Genomic DNA, 16361 nt, shown 5'->3' with positions numbered 1-16361 from the left:
GAACCGCGTGGTTCCCGCCCCGTCGATTTCAATTCACGGAAGTTCAGTCGTCCGCGTTGGCTTCCGGCTGCGGACCGGGCTTCTTGGAAGAAGCCTTGGCCGGAGCCCTCTTCTTGCCGACCACCTTGGGGGCGGCGGGCGTCAGTTCGAAGTTCAGCCCATCGTCCTTCACCGAAACGTGGACTTCGCCGCCATGCGCGAGCTTGCCGAACAGCAGTTCCTCGGCCAGCGGTTGCTTGACCTTCTCCTGGATCACGCGGCCCATCGGGCGCGCACCGTAGAGCTTGTCGTAACCGCGATCGCCCAGCCAGGTGCGTGCGTCGGAGTCGAACTGGATGTGGACGTTCTGGTCGGCCAGCTGGAGTTCGAGCTGGAGGATGAACTTGTCCACCACGCGGCTGATCGTGTCCTTGGCGAGGTAGGCGAAGGGCACGATGGCGTCGAGACGGTTGCGGAATTCCGGCGTGAACATCTGCTTCACCGCCTCGTCCCCGGCATCCGCCTTGGACGTGTCGCCGAAGCCGATGCCCTGGCGGGCCATGTCGGACGCGCCCGCATTGGTGGTCATGATCAGGACAACGTTGCGGAAGTCCACGGTCTTGCCGTGGTGGTCGGTCAGGCGGCCGTTGTCCATCACCTGCAGCAGGATGTTGAACAGGTCGGGATGGGCCTTCTCGATTTCGTCCAGCAGCAGCACGCAGTGCGGATTCTGGTCGATCGCATCGGTCAGCAGACCGCCCTGGTCGAAGCCGACATAGCCCGGAGGCGCGCCGATCAGGCGGCTGACCGAGTGACGCTCCATGTATTCAGACATGTCGAAGCGCTTGAGCTCGATGCCCATGATCGACGCGAGCTGGCGGGCGACTTCGGTCTTGCCGACGCCGGTGGGGCCGGAGAACAGGAACGAGCCGATCGGCTTGTCCGGGTCGCGCAGGCCCGCGCGGCTGAGCTTCATGGCGGTGGAAAGAACGCCGATGGCCTTGTCCTGCCCGAATACCACCCGCTTCAGGTCGCGTTCGAGATTCTCGAGCGCCTTCTTGTCGTCGGAGCTGACCGACTTGGGTGGGATGCGCGCCATGGTGGCGATCACGGCCTCGATCTCGCGGGCGGTGATCGTCTTCTTGCGGCGGCTGGGGGGCACCAGCATCTGCATCGCGCCCACTTCGTCGATCACGTCGATCGCCTTGTCGGGCAGCTTGCGATCATTGATGTAGCGCGCCGAAAGCTCGACGGCGGTCTTGATCGCATCGGGTGTGTACTTGACCTTGTGGTGCTCTTCGAAGGCCGAGCGAAGGCCGCGCAGGATCTTGATCGTGTCTTCCACCGTGGGTTCGTTCACGTCGATCTTCTGGAACCGGCGCAGCAGGGCGCGGTCCTTTTCGAAGTGGTTGCGGAACTCCTTGTAGGTGGTGGAGCCGATGCAGCGGATCGTGCCGCCCGACAGCGCGGGCTTGAGCAGGTTCGAGGCATCCATCGCGCCGCCGCTGGTGGCGCCGGCGCCGATCACCGTGTGAATCTCGTCGATGAAGAGAATCGCGTGCGGCATCTTCTCCAGTTCGGAGACGACCTGCTTCAGGCGTTCCTCGAAGTCGCCGCGATAGCGGGTTCCGGCCAGGAGGCTGCCCATGTCGAGCGAGTAGATCACCGCTTCGGCCAGCACTTCCGGCACTTCGCCCTCGACGATCTTGCGCGCGAGACCCTCGGCAATGGCGGTCTTGCCGACGCCGGGATCACCCACGTAGAGCGGGTTGTTCTTCGAGCGGCGGCAGAGGATCTGGATCGTGCGGTCCACTTCCGGGCCGCGACCGATCAGCGGATCGACCTTGCCGTTCAGCGCCTTGTCGTTGAGATTGACGGTAAACTGGTCGAGCGCCGAATCCTTCTTTCCGGCATTCTTGGCCTCTGCCTTCTCCTCGGGCGTGGGAGCGTGCTCCTCGCTGCCCTTGGTGCCCTTTTCCTCGACGCGCTTTCCGCCTTTGCCGATGCCGTGGCTGATGTAGCTCACGGCATCCAGGCGGCTCATGTCCTGCTGCTGCAGGAAGTAGACCGCGTAGGAATCGCGTTCGGAGAACAGCGCGACCAGCACATTGGCGCCGGTGACGGTGTCCTTGCCCGATGACTGGACATGGAGGATGGCGCGCTGGATCACGCGCTGGAAGCCGGCAGTCGGTGCCGGATCGCCCTTGTCCTCGGTCTTGAGCGACTGGTATTCCTGGTCGAGATACTGACGGACCACGTCACCGAGGTCGCCAAGCTCCACGCCGCATGCCTGCATGACCTGTGCCGCGTCCGGATCGTCGATCAGGGCGAGCAGCAGGTGCTCCAGCGTGGCGTACTCGTGGCTGCGCTCGGAGGCGTGCGACAGGGCCGAGTGCAGTGTCTTTTCCAGGCTTTGCGCGAAACTTGGCATCTAGAAAACTTTCATCTGGAAGGGGGGACTCTCCTTGGCGGGGAGTTTGGCCGGGCAGTGTTCATTTCATAATATAGGGACGCTCCGGTTGGTTGCGAGGTTGCCGTTAAGGAGTGTGGCGCCGATCATGCTTTCCTCGATCTGAACAGCGCTTCGGCCGCAAGCATATGCGCTGAGGCTTTCCCGCGATGGGCCTTGATCCGTTCGATCTCTGATTCGAGAAGCGCGATGCGTGCATCGAGTTCGTCCAGCGAAAAGCGATCCAGGCTTTCGCTGGCGAGAAGGCTGGCAGCTCCGAAGTCGCCTTCGGCTGACCGCCGCCGCGGTCGATCGTCCTCGTCCATTGCATCGCAGCATCGGACTGTAGTCTAAGCCTGTCAATGCCGAGAAAATATGTTCCACTTCAAAGTGGGACTGTGGCAACAGGACAAGCATGTCAGCTAATCTACCTTTGACGATGACCGCGATCGGCTTCGACGAGCCTGGCGGCCCCGAGGTTCTCCAGCCCGTAACCGTGCCGGTTCCGGTGCCGGGGCCGGGAGAGGTCCTCGTCAAGGTCGCCTTCGCGGGCGTCAATCGGCCCGATGTGGTGCAGCGCCAGGGCAAGTACCCCCCGCCGCCGGGGGCCTCGCCGCTGCCGGGGCTGGAGATCTCCGGGCGGGTCGTGGCTCTTGGCGAGGGCGTCACCAAACTGGAGCCCGAGCAGAAGGTCTGCGCCCTGGTGGCGGGCGGCGGTTATGCCGAATATTGCATCGCCAAGGTCGGCGCCTGCCTGCCGGTTCCCGAATCGCTGGCGATGGAAGAGGCGGCGGCACTGCCCGAGACTCTCTTCACCGTCTGGCACAATGTTTTCGAACGGGGCTGGGCGCGGGAAGGGGAGACCATCCTGATTCATGGCGGCACCAGCGGCATTGGCACGATGGCGACGATGCTCTGCCGCCAATTCGGCCTCACCGTGATCGTCACTTGCGGTTCGCCGGACAAATGCGCCCGCGCGCTGGAGATCGGCGCGGATCATGCGATCGATTACCGGACGAGCGATTTCGTAGAGGAAGTCGCGCGGATCACCCATGGCCGGGGCGTCGATCTGGTGCTGGACATGGTGGCGGGCGACTATGTGGCCCGCAACCTCAAGTGTCTGGCGCTCGATGGCCGCCATGTCACCATCGCCGTACAAGGCGGCATGAAGGCCGACCTCAACATGGCCGTGGTCATGACCCGGCGCTACACGTTGACCGGATCGACCCTGCGGCCGCGCACGGATTCGTTCAAGGCCCTGCTCGCGCAGGAGATCCGCGCCAATGCCTGGCCGCTGTTCGAGGATGGCGTTCTGCGCCCGGTGATGGACACGCGATTCCCGCTGGCGGAGGCCGCCGCCGCTCATGCCCGCATGGAAGCGGGGGATCATATCGGCAAGATCGTGCTGGAAATCTGATCGCCTTCGGTCGAATCGTTGCGGCGCCGCGTAGAACAGAGTTGCCGAAAGCAAGGCTTTTGCTTGCCGAATGGACAAAGTTTCCCTAAATCGGCTCTGTACGGCCGCTCCGCGAAGGGGCGGCCCTTATTGTTTCCGCCGGAGATAGAGACATGAGCCAGCCCACTCCGCTGATGCCGCACGCGACCGCCTCGTGGCTGGTCGACAGCACCGCGTTGACCTTCGAGCAGATCGCAGAGTTCTGCGGCCTGCACATGCTCGAAGTGCAGGCGATGGCCGATGACCTGGCATCCAGCAAGTATACCGGACGCGATCCCGTGCGTTCGGGTGAACTGACCATGGAAGAGATCGAGAAGGGCCAGGCAAACCCGGAGTACAAGCTCCGCATGCACAAGGTTCCGGTCACCTCCAACCGCACCAAGGGCCCGCGCTACACGCCGGTCTCGAAGCGCCAGGACAAGCCGGACGGCATCGCCTGGATCCTGCGCAACCACCCCGAGGTTTCGGACGCGCAGATCGGCAAGCTGATCGGTACGACCCGCAACACGATTGCCGCCATTCGTGACCGTTCGCACTGGAACATCGCCAACATCACGCCGAAGGATCCGGTGACGCTGGGTCTCTGCTCGCAGCGCGAACTGGACGGCATCGTGTTCAAGGCCGCGAAGAAGGCGGGCATCCAGGACAACGGTCAGGGTGACGAACGCCTCGGCGACGACCGCCAGGCCCTGATCGACGAACTGCGCGCCGAGCGCGAAGCGGCCTCGCGCGCCGCCAGCGAAGCCGCGCAGGAAGCCGAAGTCGCGGCCTGGCTCGAAGCCAAGCGCGCTGCCGAGGCCGCCGGGGAGGACTGATCGCCTCCCGGCCGATCGCCGAACACAAAAAAGCCCGCGACAGGTGGCTGTCGCGGGCTTTTTGCTGGAAAGCGGGAGCCGATTTACTCGGCGGCGATGACGACTTCGGCCCCGTCGTCGGAAACTGCGTGCGGCAGGCGGGCGAGAGCCGGCGGCATCTGGCCGCCATTGGGGCTGAGGCGGCCTTCGAGGCGGGCGCCCTGCTCGATGGTGAGGGCGTCGTAGGCCACGTCGCCGATGATCTGCGCGCTCTTGAGAATCACCACTTCACGGGCGGTGATCGTGCCGCGCACGATTCCGGCGATGCGGACCGATTCGGCGGAGATCCCGCCGGCGATTTCGCTGTCCTCGCCCTGGACCAGGGCCTTGCAGGTGATGTCGCCGATAACGCGTCCATCGATGTGCAGGTCTGCCGAGGCTTCGACGTTGCCGGTGAGCGTGATGTCGTTTCCGAGCATCGAGAAGCCCGAAGTCGGGCCGGTACGGTGATTGGAGAAGTTCTTGACCATGGTGCTATCGGGCTTCTTGCTGAACATTGCGGGCGGCCTCCAGGAAGGGGCGCGGATTCATCGGACGATTGTTGACGCGCACTTCGAAGTGAAGGTGCGAGCCGGTGGAGCGGCCGGTGCTGCCCATCGCGGCGATGCGGGTTCCGCCGTCCACGTCCTGGCCGACGCGAACGCCGAAGGCGGAAAGGTGGCCGTAACGAGTCATCAACCCGTTGCCATGGCTGATCTCGATGCAGTTGCCGTAGCCCTGGCGCTGGCCGACGAAGGAAACCTTGCCTTTCGCAGCCGCGTAGATCGGCGAACCCATCGGTCCGGGGAAGTCAAGACCGGCGTGGAATGCCGCTCCGCCGGTGAACGGGTCGGAGCGATAGCCGTAGCTGGACGACACATAGGCGACGTGGGCAGGCTGAACCTGCGGGATCGATGCGAGGCCGCTTTCCAGCGCATCCATGCGCGCGAGACTGAGGCCGAGGCGCTGGAATCGTGGGTCCAGCGATCCGTCGGCACCGGTGGCAAGGCTTTCCAGCGGACCACCTTCGGCGACCTTGGACCGCGCGCGGGCCATCATCGGCGCAGGGTTGAGGCCCAGCTTGCGAATGGCATCGGAAGCGAGTGAAGCACGATGATCGGCATAGCGGGTCAGGCGCTCGACCAGAGCGACCTGCTCGGCCTTGATCTGGGCGAGCTTGCCGGCAGCGGGCAGGGCGGCGCTGATCTTGTCGGCGGCTTCGGGAGCCTTGCCGGTTGCGGCGGCACCGGCTTGCGCCTCTTCCGGAAGCTCACCGATATGCGCGTCGATCATCTTCTCGATGAACTGCTGGCGGCGGGCGAGGTCTGCCACGGTGCCGTTCAGGTCCTCGCGATAACGCGCTACCTTGCTGGCCGCGCTGGCGACTTGCGCCTCGCGCGCTGCAAGGGCGGCTTGTTCGCTGCGGGTGGAAAATTCGGATAGCGCCAGGGCACCCATCGACAGGCACGATGCGCCGACCAGAGAGGCCATCAGCGCGGCACCGGCCTTCTGCATGCCTGAAGAGATACGGATGAAGCGGACCTGTCCCTGCGATCGCACGATCAGTTCGCGATCCGGGAACGCCGCCTTGAGACGCTTCTTGAGCGCCCCGGCAGATGTGATTAGCAAAACGACCCCGCGTGATTTTTCGCTTGAACCCGGGGCCGCGAGCTAGCAGCCGGGCGGCGGCAAGGCGAATCGACTTGCCGTGACTCCTTGCGGAATCCGGTCGAACAGGGCCTGGTTCACGATGAACGGAGGAACTTGTGGCGGGCGAGGGCTGAGCCGTTCATCTCCCGTTTGGGTTGATTCGTCAAAAAATGCCGGTTTATCAACGCCAGCACGCCGTCTCTATGGGAAGGCGGAGCTATCCGTGACAGCGCAGTTCATCGATGCTAGTCCGCTTGTCATGAACGTGCTGACTACACTTGCCGCCGACAATCAGCCTGCCGGAGACGAATCTCCCGAGGCTCTGGTCGCTCGTCTGGCTACGGCCGGCCGCGCCGCGCAGCGCGTTCTGGCGCGGCTGACCGATGTACGGAAGGCGGAGGCGCTGCGTGCCGCCGCAGGCATGCTGCGTGCGGCGGAAAGGGATATTCTCGAGGCCAATGCCCAGGATATCGCGGCGGCCGAAGCCAAGGGGCTGACCGGCGCCATGCTCGATCGTCTGCGGCTCGATGCGGGACGTCTTGCCGGAATCGCCGATGCGGTGGAGCAGGTCGCGGGCCTGCCCGATCCGGTAGGCGAAGTGATTTCTAAGAGCGAGCGGCCCAACGGCCTGCAACTCTCGCGCGTGCGGATCCCGATCGGGCTGATCGGCATTATTTATGAAAGCCGCCCCAACGTCACCGCCGATGCAGCCGCGCTTTGCCTGCGGTCGGGCAACGCCGTGCTTCTGCGCGGCGGCAGCGAGGCGCTCCAATCGAATCGCGCGATACTGGCAGCGATGGTTGCCGGCCTCGAGCAGGCGGGCGTCCCTGCGGCTGCGGTGCAGCTCGTGCCCACGCAGGACCGCGCCGCTGTCGGCGCGATGCTGACGGCAGCGGGCCTGATCGACATGATCGTCCCGCGCGGCGGCAAGAGCCTGGTCGCTCGCGTCCAGGCCGATGCCCGCGTTCCCGTGCTCGCCCATCTGGACGGCATTTGCCATACGTACGTCCACGCCTCGGCAGATCCCGAGATGGCGCGCCGCATCGCGCTGAATGCCAAGCTGCGCCGCACCGGCATCTGCGGGTCGATGGAGACCCTGCTGCTCGACACCCAGTTCCCGGCCTCGGCCCAAGTGGTGAAGGCGCTGGCCGATGCCGGATGCGAACTGCGCGGCGATTCCCGGGCGCAGGCGCTCGATCCGCGCGTGCTTCCGGCTGGTGACGAGGACTGGGACACCGAGTATCTCGACGCCGTGCTTTCGGTAGCGGTGGTGGACGGACTCGAGGCGGCGATGGACCATGTCGCCGCGCATTCCTCGCATCATACTGACGCCATCGTCGCAGCCGACCCTGCGGCGGCGGAGCGATTCCTGGCGGAAGTCGACAGTGCGATCGTCATGGTCAATGCATCCAGCCAGTTCGCCGACGGCGCCGAATTCGGGCTGGGCGCGGAAATCGGCATCGCCACGGGCCGCCTTCACGCCCGCGGCCCGGTCGCGCTCGAAGGGCTTACGACCTACAAATGGCTGGTGCGTGGCACCGGGCAGGAGCGGCCCTGATTTTCGCATGCGGAGGCGCGAAGGCGCGGAGAAAGATCGGGAAGTGCGCAGAAACGCAGAGACGCAGAGGTGTCTTGCCGCGCCGCGGGCTTTCTATCCATTCAACGGTTTGCCTAACCGCATGTTCATGGGAAAAGCGGCTCCACCGGACGCGCGACATCTCTGCGTCTCTGCGCGAATCAAGGCTTATCGTCTCAGCGCCTCCGTGCTTTCGCGTGAACGCTTTCCATGTCTGATCACAAGACTCGCCCCGGCCCGACCGTCGGTCTGCTCGGCGGCAGCTTCAACCCGGCCCATGGCGGGCACCGGCGCATCAGCCTTTTCGCGGCGGGTGCGCTGGGGCTGGACGAAGTCTGGTGGCTGGTTTCGCCGGGCAATCCGCTGAAGCCGAAAGCCGGCATGGCGCCGCTCGCCGCGCGGGTGCTCTCGGCGCAGCGGCAGGCGCGCCGCGCGCCGATCCGCGTCACGGCGATCGAGCGTGAACTGGGGACGCGCTACACCGTCGATTCGCTGAAGAAGCTGTTGCGGCGCTATCCGAAACGGCGCTTCGTCTGGATCATGGGCGCCGACAATCTGGCCCAGTTTCATCGCTGGAAAGACTGGCGCGCCATCGCTCGACTCATGCCGATTGCGGTAATCGCCCGTCCGGGGTATGATGGCGCTGCCCTCGCGAGCCCCGCGATGGTCTGGTTGGGGAGGTTCCGGAGGCCCCGTCCCAGTCTTCGTGGTCCGGAAAGGTGGAGCGCACCCGCGCTGGTGACATTGCGATTCGACCCCGATACGCGGTCGGCCACGGCGATACGCCAAGCCGATCCCGAGTGGGCCCGGAAGCTGATGAACAGGCTTCCGCAGGCTGACTCATCTGGTGCGGTATCGCTCAGAGACAACGTCACCCACCGCCCGATACCCGGAGATGCAGCGTGAGCAGGCGTCCAGCCTCTCGTTCGCATGCCCGGAAACCCAATGATCAGATCGTGCGCGGCAAGGCATTCGATGCGAAGCATCCGATGCCCGGCCGGGTCGGTCGCTGAAAGGAGCAGACCCTACTTAAGATGCCACAGGCACAGATACAGCCGGCCTCAACCGGCGCAACGCCCCTCGCCACGGTGGAGTCAGACGACCCGCAATTGGCGCTCGTCCTGCAGTCCCTGGATGACGACCAGGCGCAGGACATCGTGACCATCGACCTGGCCGGCAAGTCGAGCATCGCCGAATTCATGGTGATCGCTTCGGGCCGTTCGACCCGCCAGGTGGCGGCCATGGCCCAGAAACTCGGCGAACGCCTCAAGCACGGCGGCTTCGGCCACGCCCGCGTAGAAGGTCTGCCCGCAGCCGACTGGGTGCTGGTGGATGCAGGCGGCGTGATCGTCCATCTCTTCCGTCCGGAAGTGCGCAGCTTCTACAACCTGGAAAGGATGTGGGGCTTCGACGGGCCGTCCGGCGCGGCCTGAGCCGCGCCCGGAAGGCGGAAGAAGGCACTGACCCGGCCGCAGGCGTGGCCGGGCTCCGACTGGATATCGCGGCGCGGCGCACAAGCCGTGCCCGTGATGCCCGTCCTTTCCGCATCGCGGCCAGCGTTTTCGCATGCTTCTTCACATCATCGCCCGCGGCAAGATCGCGCGCTCGCCCGAGGGGGAGCTGCTTGACCGCTATGCCAAGCGCCTGACCTGGCCGTTCCGGCATAGCGAACTGCCCGACGTGGGCGGCAAAGTGCCCCCGCCGGCGCATACGCCGTTCCGGGAAGTGCTGCTCGACGAGCGCGGCAAGGCCATGAGTTCGGAAGAGTTCGCCGCCCTGCTCGGCCGCTGGCGCGACGAGGGCGTGCGAGAGTGCCGCTTCCTGATCGGCGCCGCCGATGGCCACGGCGACGAAGCCCGCGCGCGGGCGGACCACCTTCTCTGCTTCGGCAAGATGACCTGGCCGCACCTGATGGCGCGCGCGATGCTGGCCGAACAGCTCTGGCGCGCGACCGCGATCCTGGCGGGGCATCCCTATCACCGTTCCGGCTGAGCGGGGCTGGTGGGGTTCCAACCCTTCCTCCGCCGTCGTCCTGACCTTGTTTTCAGGATCCCTTCCGGGCCATCAACGGCGGGGCGATCGGCGCGATGAGGAAGCGTCGGCGCGCGCTTTATGCACCAGCCGGTGCCTCTGGATCATGAGGCCTATGCCTCTAGACCGTGACGCCTATGCCTCGAGACCGTGACGCCGTCTCCCGGAAGCCTGAAAGCTTTCCTCTTTTCGCCGGACTCGCGCTGCCCTAATCAGCCGGACGTGAAGCCTGCATCCCGCAATCTCCTGATGACCGCCTCGGCCGCGCTCGCCATCGGTCTTGCCGCGCTGGCGGGTGAGGGGCTGACCCAGTCCGGCGCCCTGGCAGTGCTCGACCCGGCGGTGGACGCCGCTTCCGCACAGCGCGACATGGCGCTGGCGCGGCGGGAAAGCGACGCCGCGCGGCAGCGGGCCGAAAGGCTGGAAGCCAAGGCGCGCCAGGTGAGCGAGCAGGCCGAAAAGACCGCCCGCGAAACCGCCGCCATAGCCGCCCGCATCCAGCAGACCGAAGCCGCCATTGCCGCGCAGAAAGCCCAGGTACGGCTGATCGCGCTCGAGCGTATTCGCTTGCGGGAGCGGCTGGCCGAGAAGCAGGCGCCCCTCGCGCGGCTTACCGGCTCGCTCCAACGCCTTTCGCGCCGCCCGCCGCTGCTGGCCGTCTTGCGACCGGGATCAGTGCGCGATGCAGTCTATCTGCGTGCCGTGATGGATACAATGCTGCCGGAAGTCGAGCGCCGCACCAAAGGGCTGCGCGCCGAAATCGAGAGGGGGCGCGCGCTGGAACAGCAGGCGCGCGCCGCCGGGCATCAGCTGGCGCAAATGGAAGGCGAGATGCGCCAGCGGCGCCGTGCGCTGGCCGCGCTGGAATCGCGCCAGCGGCTGGCCGGGCGCGCTGCCAGCGGCATCGCCGCGCGCGAGGGTGAGCGCGCCGTGGCTCTTGCCGAAAAGGCCCGAGACCTGAGCGATCTGGTGGACCGCATCGGCGAGCAGGGCGCTTTGCGCGAACAGCTTGCGGCACTGCCCGGCCCGACCATGCGCCCGCCCCGGCCGGAGGAGGCGCGCGTGATCGGCGCCGCGCAATTCGTTCCCGTCCCGGAAGGCTTGGCCAGCTACATGTTGCCGGCAACCGGCCGCCTGCTGACAGGATTCGGCGAGATCCTGCCCGGCCAGGCGCCTTCGAAAGGCCTGACGCTGGCAACGCGCGCCCATGCGCAAGTCGTCTCGCCTGCCGCCGGGCGGGTCGCTTTCGCCGGGCCTTATCGCGGATATGGGCAGATCGTCATTATCGAGCACCGGGGCGGCTGGACGTCCCTGCTCACCGGCCTGACGCGGCTCGATGCGCAAACCGGCAGGCAAGTCGTCGCCGGTGCGCCGATCGGCACGATGGGGCCCAAGGCGCCGCGCATCATGGTCGAACTGCGGCGGCAGGGTCAGGCGGTCAATCCTCTACAATATATCCGCTCGCTTTGAGCGCCGCAGCCACTTCATTCCCGGTTCGTTCATCAACGACCTTATACCGTCAGTGCAGTTCCGCGCGTTCTTGGCAATTGTGCGCGCGGTGCTGTAGGATTACAGTCGGGAATTCTCCCGGCTTCCAGCTGGCGTGACCTACCGAAAAGGCCCCTAAGCCCGATGAAATTCGCACCCCTGATGCGCGCTGCCCTGCTGGTGTCGGCCGTAGCCGTCCTTCCCGCGGCGACGTCCGGTCTTGCCGCGGTGGACAGCCGCGTGAATCCCGAATTCAGCAAGCTTTTCACGATCTACGAACTGGTCAAGGCCAACTACGTCGATCAGGTGGACGACGACAAGCTGATCAAGGGCGCGATCGACGGCATGCTCGCCAGTCTCGATCCCCACTCGAATTATCTCGACGGCCCTTCGCTCCAGCGGCTGGAGACGATGATCGACGGCAATTACACCGGTCTCGGCCTCTCGGTGGTCGAGGATGATGGCGCGGTGAAGATCATCTCGCCGTTCAAGGGCAGCCCGGCTGAGAAGGCGGGGTTGAAGGCAGGCGACTACATCACCCACCTTGACGGCGTGCTCTACTATGAGCGTGACCTGGACGAGGCCGTGTCCAAGATGCGCGGCCAGGCTGGCACCTCGATCCGCCTGACGATCTATCGCCCCGGCCGCGACAAGCCGTTCGACGTCACCGTCACGCGCGGCGTGATCGAACTGGAGCCGGTGACCTGGGAGCTGAAGAACGACGTCGGCGTCATCTCGGTGAACGAGTTCTCGCGCGATGTCGGCAACTTCGTGAACCGGGGCATTGCCGACCTCAAGAAGCAGGCGGCCACCAAGGGCGTCAAGCTGGACGGTCTGGTGCTCGACTTGCGCTCCAATCCGGGCGGTTCGCTGGATGAGGCGGTGGCGCTTTCCGACCTGTTCCTCGACAAGGGCGTGATCGTCTCGCAGCGCGGCCGCATCGCCAGCGAAAACCAGTACTACCGCGCCGAATCGATGTTCAAGGGCGATGTGGTCAAGGGCATGCCGATCGTCGTGCTGGTCGATGCCGGATCTGCCTCGGCCTCCGAGATCGTCGCCGGTGCGCTGCAGGACCAGCACCGCGCCGTGGTCATGGGCGAGCGGACTTTCGGCAAGGGCTCGGTCCAGTCGTTCATCCAGCTCGACAAGAACAGCGCCGTGAAGCTCACGACTGCGCGCTATTTCACGCCTTCGGGGCACTCGGTGCAGGAGGGCGGCATCGTGCCCGACCTCAAGGTTCCGCAGCTTTCCGACCCTGACGCGCGCGCCCGGGCGGAGCGCGCGGTGCGCGAATCCGATTTGCGCGGCCACCTCATCAACGAGGCTTCGCTGGACGACAAGGAACTGGAAACCGACAAGAAGGAAGATCCGCGCTTCAAGGCCACGGCCGAGGATCTGAAGAAGCAGGGGATCGAGGATTTCCAGCTCGCCTATGCGATCGACACGCTGCGCCGCACGGCCGGCAAACCGGCTCTCGCCCGCTACAGCGCGCCGGTCGCGACGGTTCCGGCCCAGGCATCGGCCGCGCCCAAGACCGTGCAGAAGGACTGAGATCGCCGCAATGACCGTTGCCGTTGCCGCTCCCCTGCGCGCCGCCCGCGCTCTGGCCCTGGCCGTTCCGATTGTCCTGCTCGGCGGCGCCTACGTCAGCCAGTACGTTTTCGGGCTCCATCCCTGCGAGATGTGCTGGTGGCAGCGCTACCCGCACATGTTCGCGATCGTCTTCGCGGCGCTTGCGTTCTTCTGGCGGCCGGTCCGCCCGCTGGTGGCCGTGGCTGCCGTGGGAATTCTGGCTTCCGGTCTGATCGGCGGCTTCCATGCGGGCGTCGAATATGGCTGGTGGCAGGGCATGACCGCCTGCACCTCCACGCCGTTCGCGGCGGGCGTCGACCCGATGGATGCGATCCTGAATGCGCCGGTGATCCGCTGCGACGTGGCGCCCTGGACCCTGGGCGGCATCTCCCTGGCTGGCTTCAACTTCCTCATCTCCACCCTGGGTGCCCTGGCCGTGTTCGGCCTCGTCGCCCGCAGCCGCAAGGTTCCGTCATGACGTCATCGAAGGCTGCGCGGATGATCCGGGTCGACCAGGCCGGAGAGTTCGGTGCCACGCGCATCTATGCAGGGCAACTCGCCGTCATGGGCGCCCGCGCTCCGCACTCGACCGAAATCGCCGGAATGGCCGAGCAGGAGGCGGAGCATCAGGCCCGCTTCGATGCCATGATCGCCGAACGCGGCGTGCGGCCGACGCTCCTGCAGCCGGTGTGGTCGGTGGCCGGCTATGCGCTGGGCGCGGCGACGGCGCTGATTGGACCCGAAGCGGCCATGGCCTGTACCGCGGCGATCGAGACAGAGATCGACCGACATTACACCGAACAGCTTGAAGACCTGGGCGACGAGGATCCCGAACTCGGCGCGGTGATCGGCAAGTTCCGCGATGAAGAGCGCGAGCACCGGGACGCGGCCCTTGCGGCCGGTGCGGAGAAGGCCCCGGCCTATCCGCTGCTGTTCAATGCGATAAGGCTGGGTTGCCGGGTGGCGATCAAGCTTTCGGAAAGAATCTGAAATCCGGACGTTATAGTCACGCCTCACAAGGGCGGCATGATAGCATATGACCATAAAGGCTGACGGTGCCGCATCGGCCCCGCAACCAAGACCAAGCTGGAGCAATTCCATGACGCGCCTCCTGACCACTGCCGCAGCATTCGCCACGTTCGGGCTGGGGCTGTCGATGGGCGCTCTGCCCGCCGCCGCACAGGATTCCTCCGTGGCGGACGATCTCGGCTCGGGCGACAAGGTGAACCAGCTCATCGTCTATGGTGACGACCCTTGCCCGGCCGGCACCAACGGCGAGATCACCGTCTGCGCGCGCAAGGCCGAGGCGGAGCGTTTCCGTATCCCCGAACCGCTGCGCGGCATCGATCGCCCGCAGTCGGAGGCCTGGACCAACAAGGTGCAGGCTTATGAAACCGTGGGCGCGTTCGGCAACATGAGCTGCTCCCCGGTCGGGCCGGGCGGGGCATCGGGCTGCACCCAGAAACTGATCCGGCAAGCTGCGGCAGAGCGCAAGAACGGCTCGGAAGTCCGGTTCAGCGAATTGATCGAGGCCGAGCGCGAGAAGCGCCTCTCGACGATCGATGCCGAGGCCGCCGAGCAGCAGAAGCGCGTCGAGGAAGCGGAAAACGCCTACTTCGAACAGCGCAAGCGTCAGGAAGCCGAAGCCGACGCGAAGGCGGACGCTACCGACGCCGCGCTGCCTCAGCCCAAGGCGAAGAAGTAAGCAGAGGGGGAGGGGCGCAAGGCGCGAGGCACGGTTCAAGACGTTACGTGCAAGAATTCGCGGCCTGCCAGTCGGCCACAACAAGGGAGGGAGGGCATTCTCTTCGCCTGTAGTATCTGGCCGGGATCAGCCGATAAGGTCTCGCAAAACAGGCGGCGCGGCACCTCCAGCCCCTATGCGCAATTATCTTGCGTTTTGCCGCAGCGCACACTAAATGCATCCCGACAACCGGCGCGTAGGGTTCTTCCCTGCCGCAATCCGTGAGCAGCGTGACGTCCCGATGCGGACCGGCCCGGATGAGCGGTTGTCCTTTTGAACCAGCTTCCTTCTTCACGCAGGGTCGCCCGTAACGACACCTTGCTGTGTGCGCGGGCCAAGTACCTTCCGCGTGCCCCGCACCTTGTGAAAGTGACACATGTCCTATTTTTCCGAACTTGGTCTGGCCGAGCCGATTCTCCGTGCGCTCGCGGCCAAGGGCTACACCGATCCCTCGCCCATCCAGCGCCAGTCGATTCCCGCGCTGCTCGAGGGCCGTGACATTCTCGGCATTGCGCAGACCGGCACCGGCAAGACCGCTGCGTTCTCGCTGCCGTCGCTGCACCGCCTCGCCAATGACCCCAAGCCGCGCCAGAACGCCGGTTGCCGCATGCTCGTGCTCTCGCCGACCCGCGAACTCGCGGCGCAGATCGCCGAGAACATGCGCGGCTATGCCAAGTTCCTGAACCTTTCGGTCCAGTGCATCTTCGGCGGTGTGCCCGCCGGCAAGCAGGCCCGCGCGCTGGAGCGCGGCACCGACATCCTCGTCGCCACGCCCGGCCGCCTGCTGGACCTGATCGACAGCCGCGCACTGACCTTGCGCCATGTCGAGATCTTCGTGCTCGACGAAGCCGACCAGATGATGGACCTCGGCTTCATCGTCCCGCTGAAGCGCGTTGCGAACCTTCTGCCCAAGCAGCGCCAGAGCCTGTTCTTCTCGGCCACCATGCCGCAGGCGATCGCCGAATTGGGCAAGCAGTTCATCAACAACCCGGTGAAGGTCGAAGTCGCCCCGCAGTCGACCACGGCGGAGCGTGTCGAACAGTACGCCACCTTCATCAACCAGGCCGAAAAGCAGGCGCTGCTGACCCTCAGCCTGCGTGAAGGCCTGGCCGAGGACGCCGCCGAGAAGGCCGCCCATGGCGCCATCGACCGCGCGCTGGTCTTCACCCGCACCAAGCACGGCGCCGACCGCGTGGTTCGCCACCTCGTCGCCGCCGGCATCCCGGCCGCCGCGATCCATGGCAACAAGAGCCAGGCCCAGCGCACCGCCGCGCTCGGCGGCTTCCGCCAGGGCACCATCCGCATCCTCGTCGCCACTGACATCGCGGCGCGCGGCATCGACGTCAGCGGCGTGAGCCACGTCTACAACTTCGAGATCCCCAACGTGGCCGAGCAGTACGTCCACCGCATCGGCCGCACCGCGCGCGCCGGCGCGGACGGCGTGGCGATCAGCTATGTCGCGCCCGACGAGAAGCCCTACATCCGCGACATCGAGAAGCTGACTCGCGTGAAGCTGGCGACGCTCGGCCTGCCCGAGGACTTCCAGAAGCAGGCCGCGCGCCTGCCCGCGCCTTCGCGCCAGG

16 protein-coding genes are annotated in these 16361 nt (G+C 65.9%); 12 read left to right on the top strand and 4 right to left on the bottom strand.

All coding sequences use genetic code 11. The annotated features are described in order from the left end of the window. Nucleotides 1-43: 43 nt before the first annotated feature. A complete protein-coding gene (gene clpA / locus L284_RS39175; protein ID WP_021234850.1) occupies nucleotides 44-2410 on the bottom strand; it encodes an ATP-dependent Clp protease ATP-binding subunit ClpA in 2367 nt (788 codons plus the stop codon). A gap of 125 nt (nucleotides 2411-2535) precedes the next feature. Then, entirely contained in the window at nucleotides 2536-2754 is a 219-nt protein-coding gene (locus tag L284_RS39170; RefSeq protein WP_021234849.1) for a DUF1192 domain-containing protein, read from the bottom strand. A gap of 89 nt (nucleotides 2755-2843) precedes the next feature. On the opposite strand from L284_RS39170, the gene L284_RS39165 reads away from it, so the two are divergent. Together L284_RS39165 and L284_RS39160 are read left to right on the top strand one after the other, a co-directional pair. Beyond that, entirely contained in the window at nucleotides 2844-3845 is a 1002-nt protein-coding gene (locus L284_RS39165; RefSeq protein WP_031342610.1) for an NAD(P)H-quinone oxidoreductase, read from the top strand. A gap of 152 nt (nucleotides 3846-3997) precedes the next feature. After that, nucleotides 3998-4699: a DUF1013 domain-containing protein gene (locus tag L284_RS39160; protein WP_021234847.1), complete on the top strand. Its 702-nt coding sequence runs from the start codon at nucleotides 3998-4000 to the stop codon at nucleotides 4697-4699. An 83-nt stretch (nucleotides 4700-4782) separates the two neighbouring features. Here the strand turns inward: L284_RS39160 and L284_RS39155 are convergent, their stop codons facing one another. Together L284_RS39155 and L284_RS39150 are read right to left on the bottom strand one after the other, a co-directional pair. Continuing rightward, nucleotides 4783-5208: a bactofilin family protein gene (locus tag L284_RS39155; protein WP_031342609.1), complete on the bottom strand. Its 426-nt coding sequence runs from the start codon at nucleotides 5206-5208 to the stop codon at nucleotides 4783-4785. A 4-nt stretch (nucleotides 5209-5212) separates the two neighbouring features. Further along, nucleotides 5213-6346 (bottom strand): peptidoglycan DD-metalloendopeptidase family protein, encoded by a 1134-nt coding sequence (locus L284_RS39150; RefSeq protein ID WP_021234845.1) that lies wholly within the window; start codon nucleotides 6344-6346, stop codon nucleotides 5213-5215. Between the two features lie 280 nt (nucleotides 6347-6626). Between L284_RS39150 and L284_RS39145 the strand changes: the two genes are divergently transcribed. From L284_RS39145 to L284_RS39100, 10 genes are all read left to right on the top strand, one after another. Then, nucleotides 6627-7925 carry a glutamate-5-semialdehyde dehydrogenase gene (locus tag L284_RS39145; RefSeq protein WP_021234844.1) on the top strand — a complete coding sequence of 433 codons (1299 nt, stop codon included), beginning with the start codon at nucleotides 6627-6629 and terminating at the stop codon, nucleotides 7923-7925. Between the two features lie 228 nt (nucleotides 7926-8153). Then, nucleotides 8154-8849, top strand: a complete 696-nt coding sequence (locus L284_RS39140; RefSeq protein ID WP_021234843.1) for a nicotinate-nucleotide adenylyltransferase — start codon at nucleotides 8154-8156, stop codon at nucleotides 8847-8849. Nucleotides 8850-8977: 128 nt separating this feature from the next. Next, nucleotides 8978-9376, top strand: a complete 399-nt coding sequence (rsfS, locus tag L284_RS39135) for a ribosome silencing factor (RefSeq protein WP_031342608.1) — start codon at nucleotides 8978-8980, stop codon at nucleotides 9374-9376. Between the two features lie 133 nt (nucleotides 9377-9509). After that, entirely contained in the window at nucleotides 9510-9935 is a 426-nt protein-coding gene (locus L284_RS39130; RefSeq protein WP_021234841.1) for a 23S rRNA (pseudouridine(1915)-N(3))-methyltransferase RlmH, read from the top strand. Between the two features lie 261 nt (nucleotides 9936-10196). Continuing rightward, entirely contained in the window at nucleotides 10197-11444 is a 1248-nt protein-coding gene (locus L284_RS39125) for a murein hydrolase activator EnvC family protein (RefSeq protein WP_021234840.1), read from the top strand. A 162-nt stretch (nucleotides 11445-11606) separates the two neighbouring features. Continuing rightward, entirely contained in the window at nucleotides 11607-13013 is a 1407-nt protein-coding gene (locus tag L284_RS39120) for a S41 family peptidase (protein ID WP_021234839.1), read from the top strand. Between the two features lie 10 nt (nucleotides 13014-13023). Then, complete coding sequence (locus L284_RS39115) at nucleotides 13024-13512, top strand: disulfide bond formation protein B (protein ID WP_021234838.1); 489 nt, start codon at nucleotides 13024-13026, stop codon at nucleotides 13510-13512. Next, nucleotides 13509-14024: a demethoxyubiquinone hydroxylase family protein gene (locus L284_RS39110; protein WP_021234837.1), complete on the top strand. Its 516-nt coding sequence runs from the start codon at nucleotides 13509-13511 to the stop codon at nucleotides 14022-14024. Before L284_RS39115 ends, L284_RS39110 begins: the two co-directional genes overlap by 4 nt. Nucleotides 14025-14133: 109 nt before the next feature. Next, nucleotides 14134-14739 (top strand): hypothetical protein, encoded by a 606-nt coding sequence (locus L284_RS39105; protein ID WP_021234836.1) that lies wholly within the window; start codon nucleotides 14134-14136, stop codon nucleotides 14737-14739. A gap of 415 nt (nucleotides 14740-15154) precedes the next feature. Further along, the coding region (locus L284_RS39100; protein ID WP_021234835.1) for a DEAD/DEAH box helicase at nucleotides 15155-16361 on the top strand (1207 nt) is incomplete at its 3' end.

Source organism: Novosphingobium lindaniclasticum LE124 (assembly GCF_000445125.1).
GTDB lineage: Bacteria > Pseudomonadota > Alphaproteobacteria > Sphingomonadales > Sphingomonadaceae > Novosphingobium > Novosphingobium lindaniclasticum.
The sequence above is the reverse complement of the archived record's forward strand: the minus strand, read 5'-3'. Positions and strand labels throughout refer to the sequence as shown.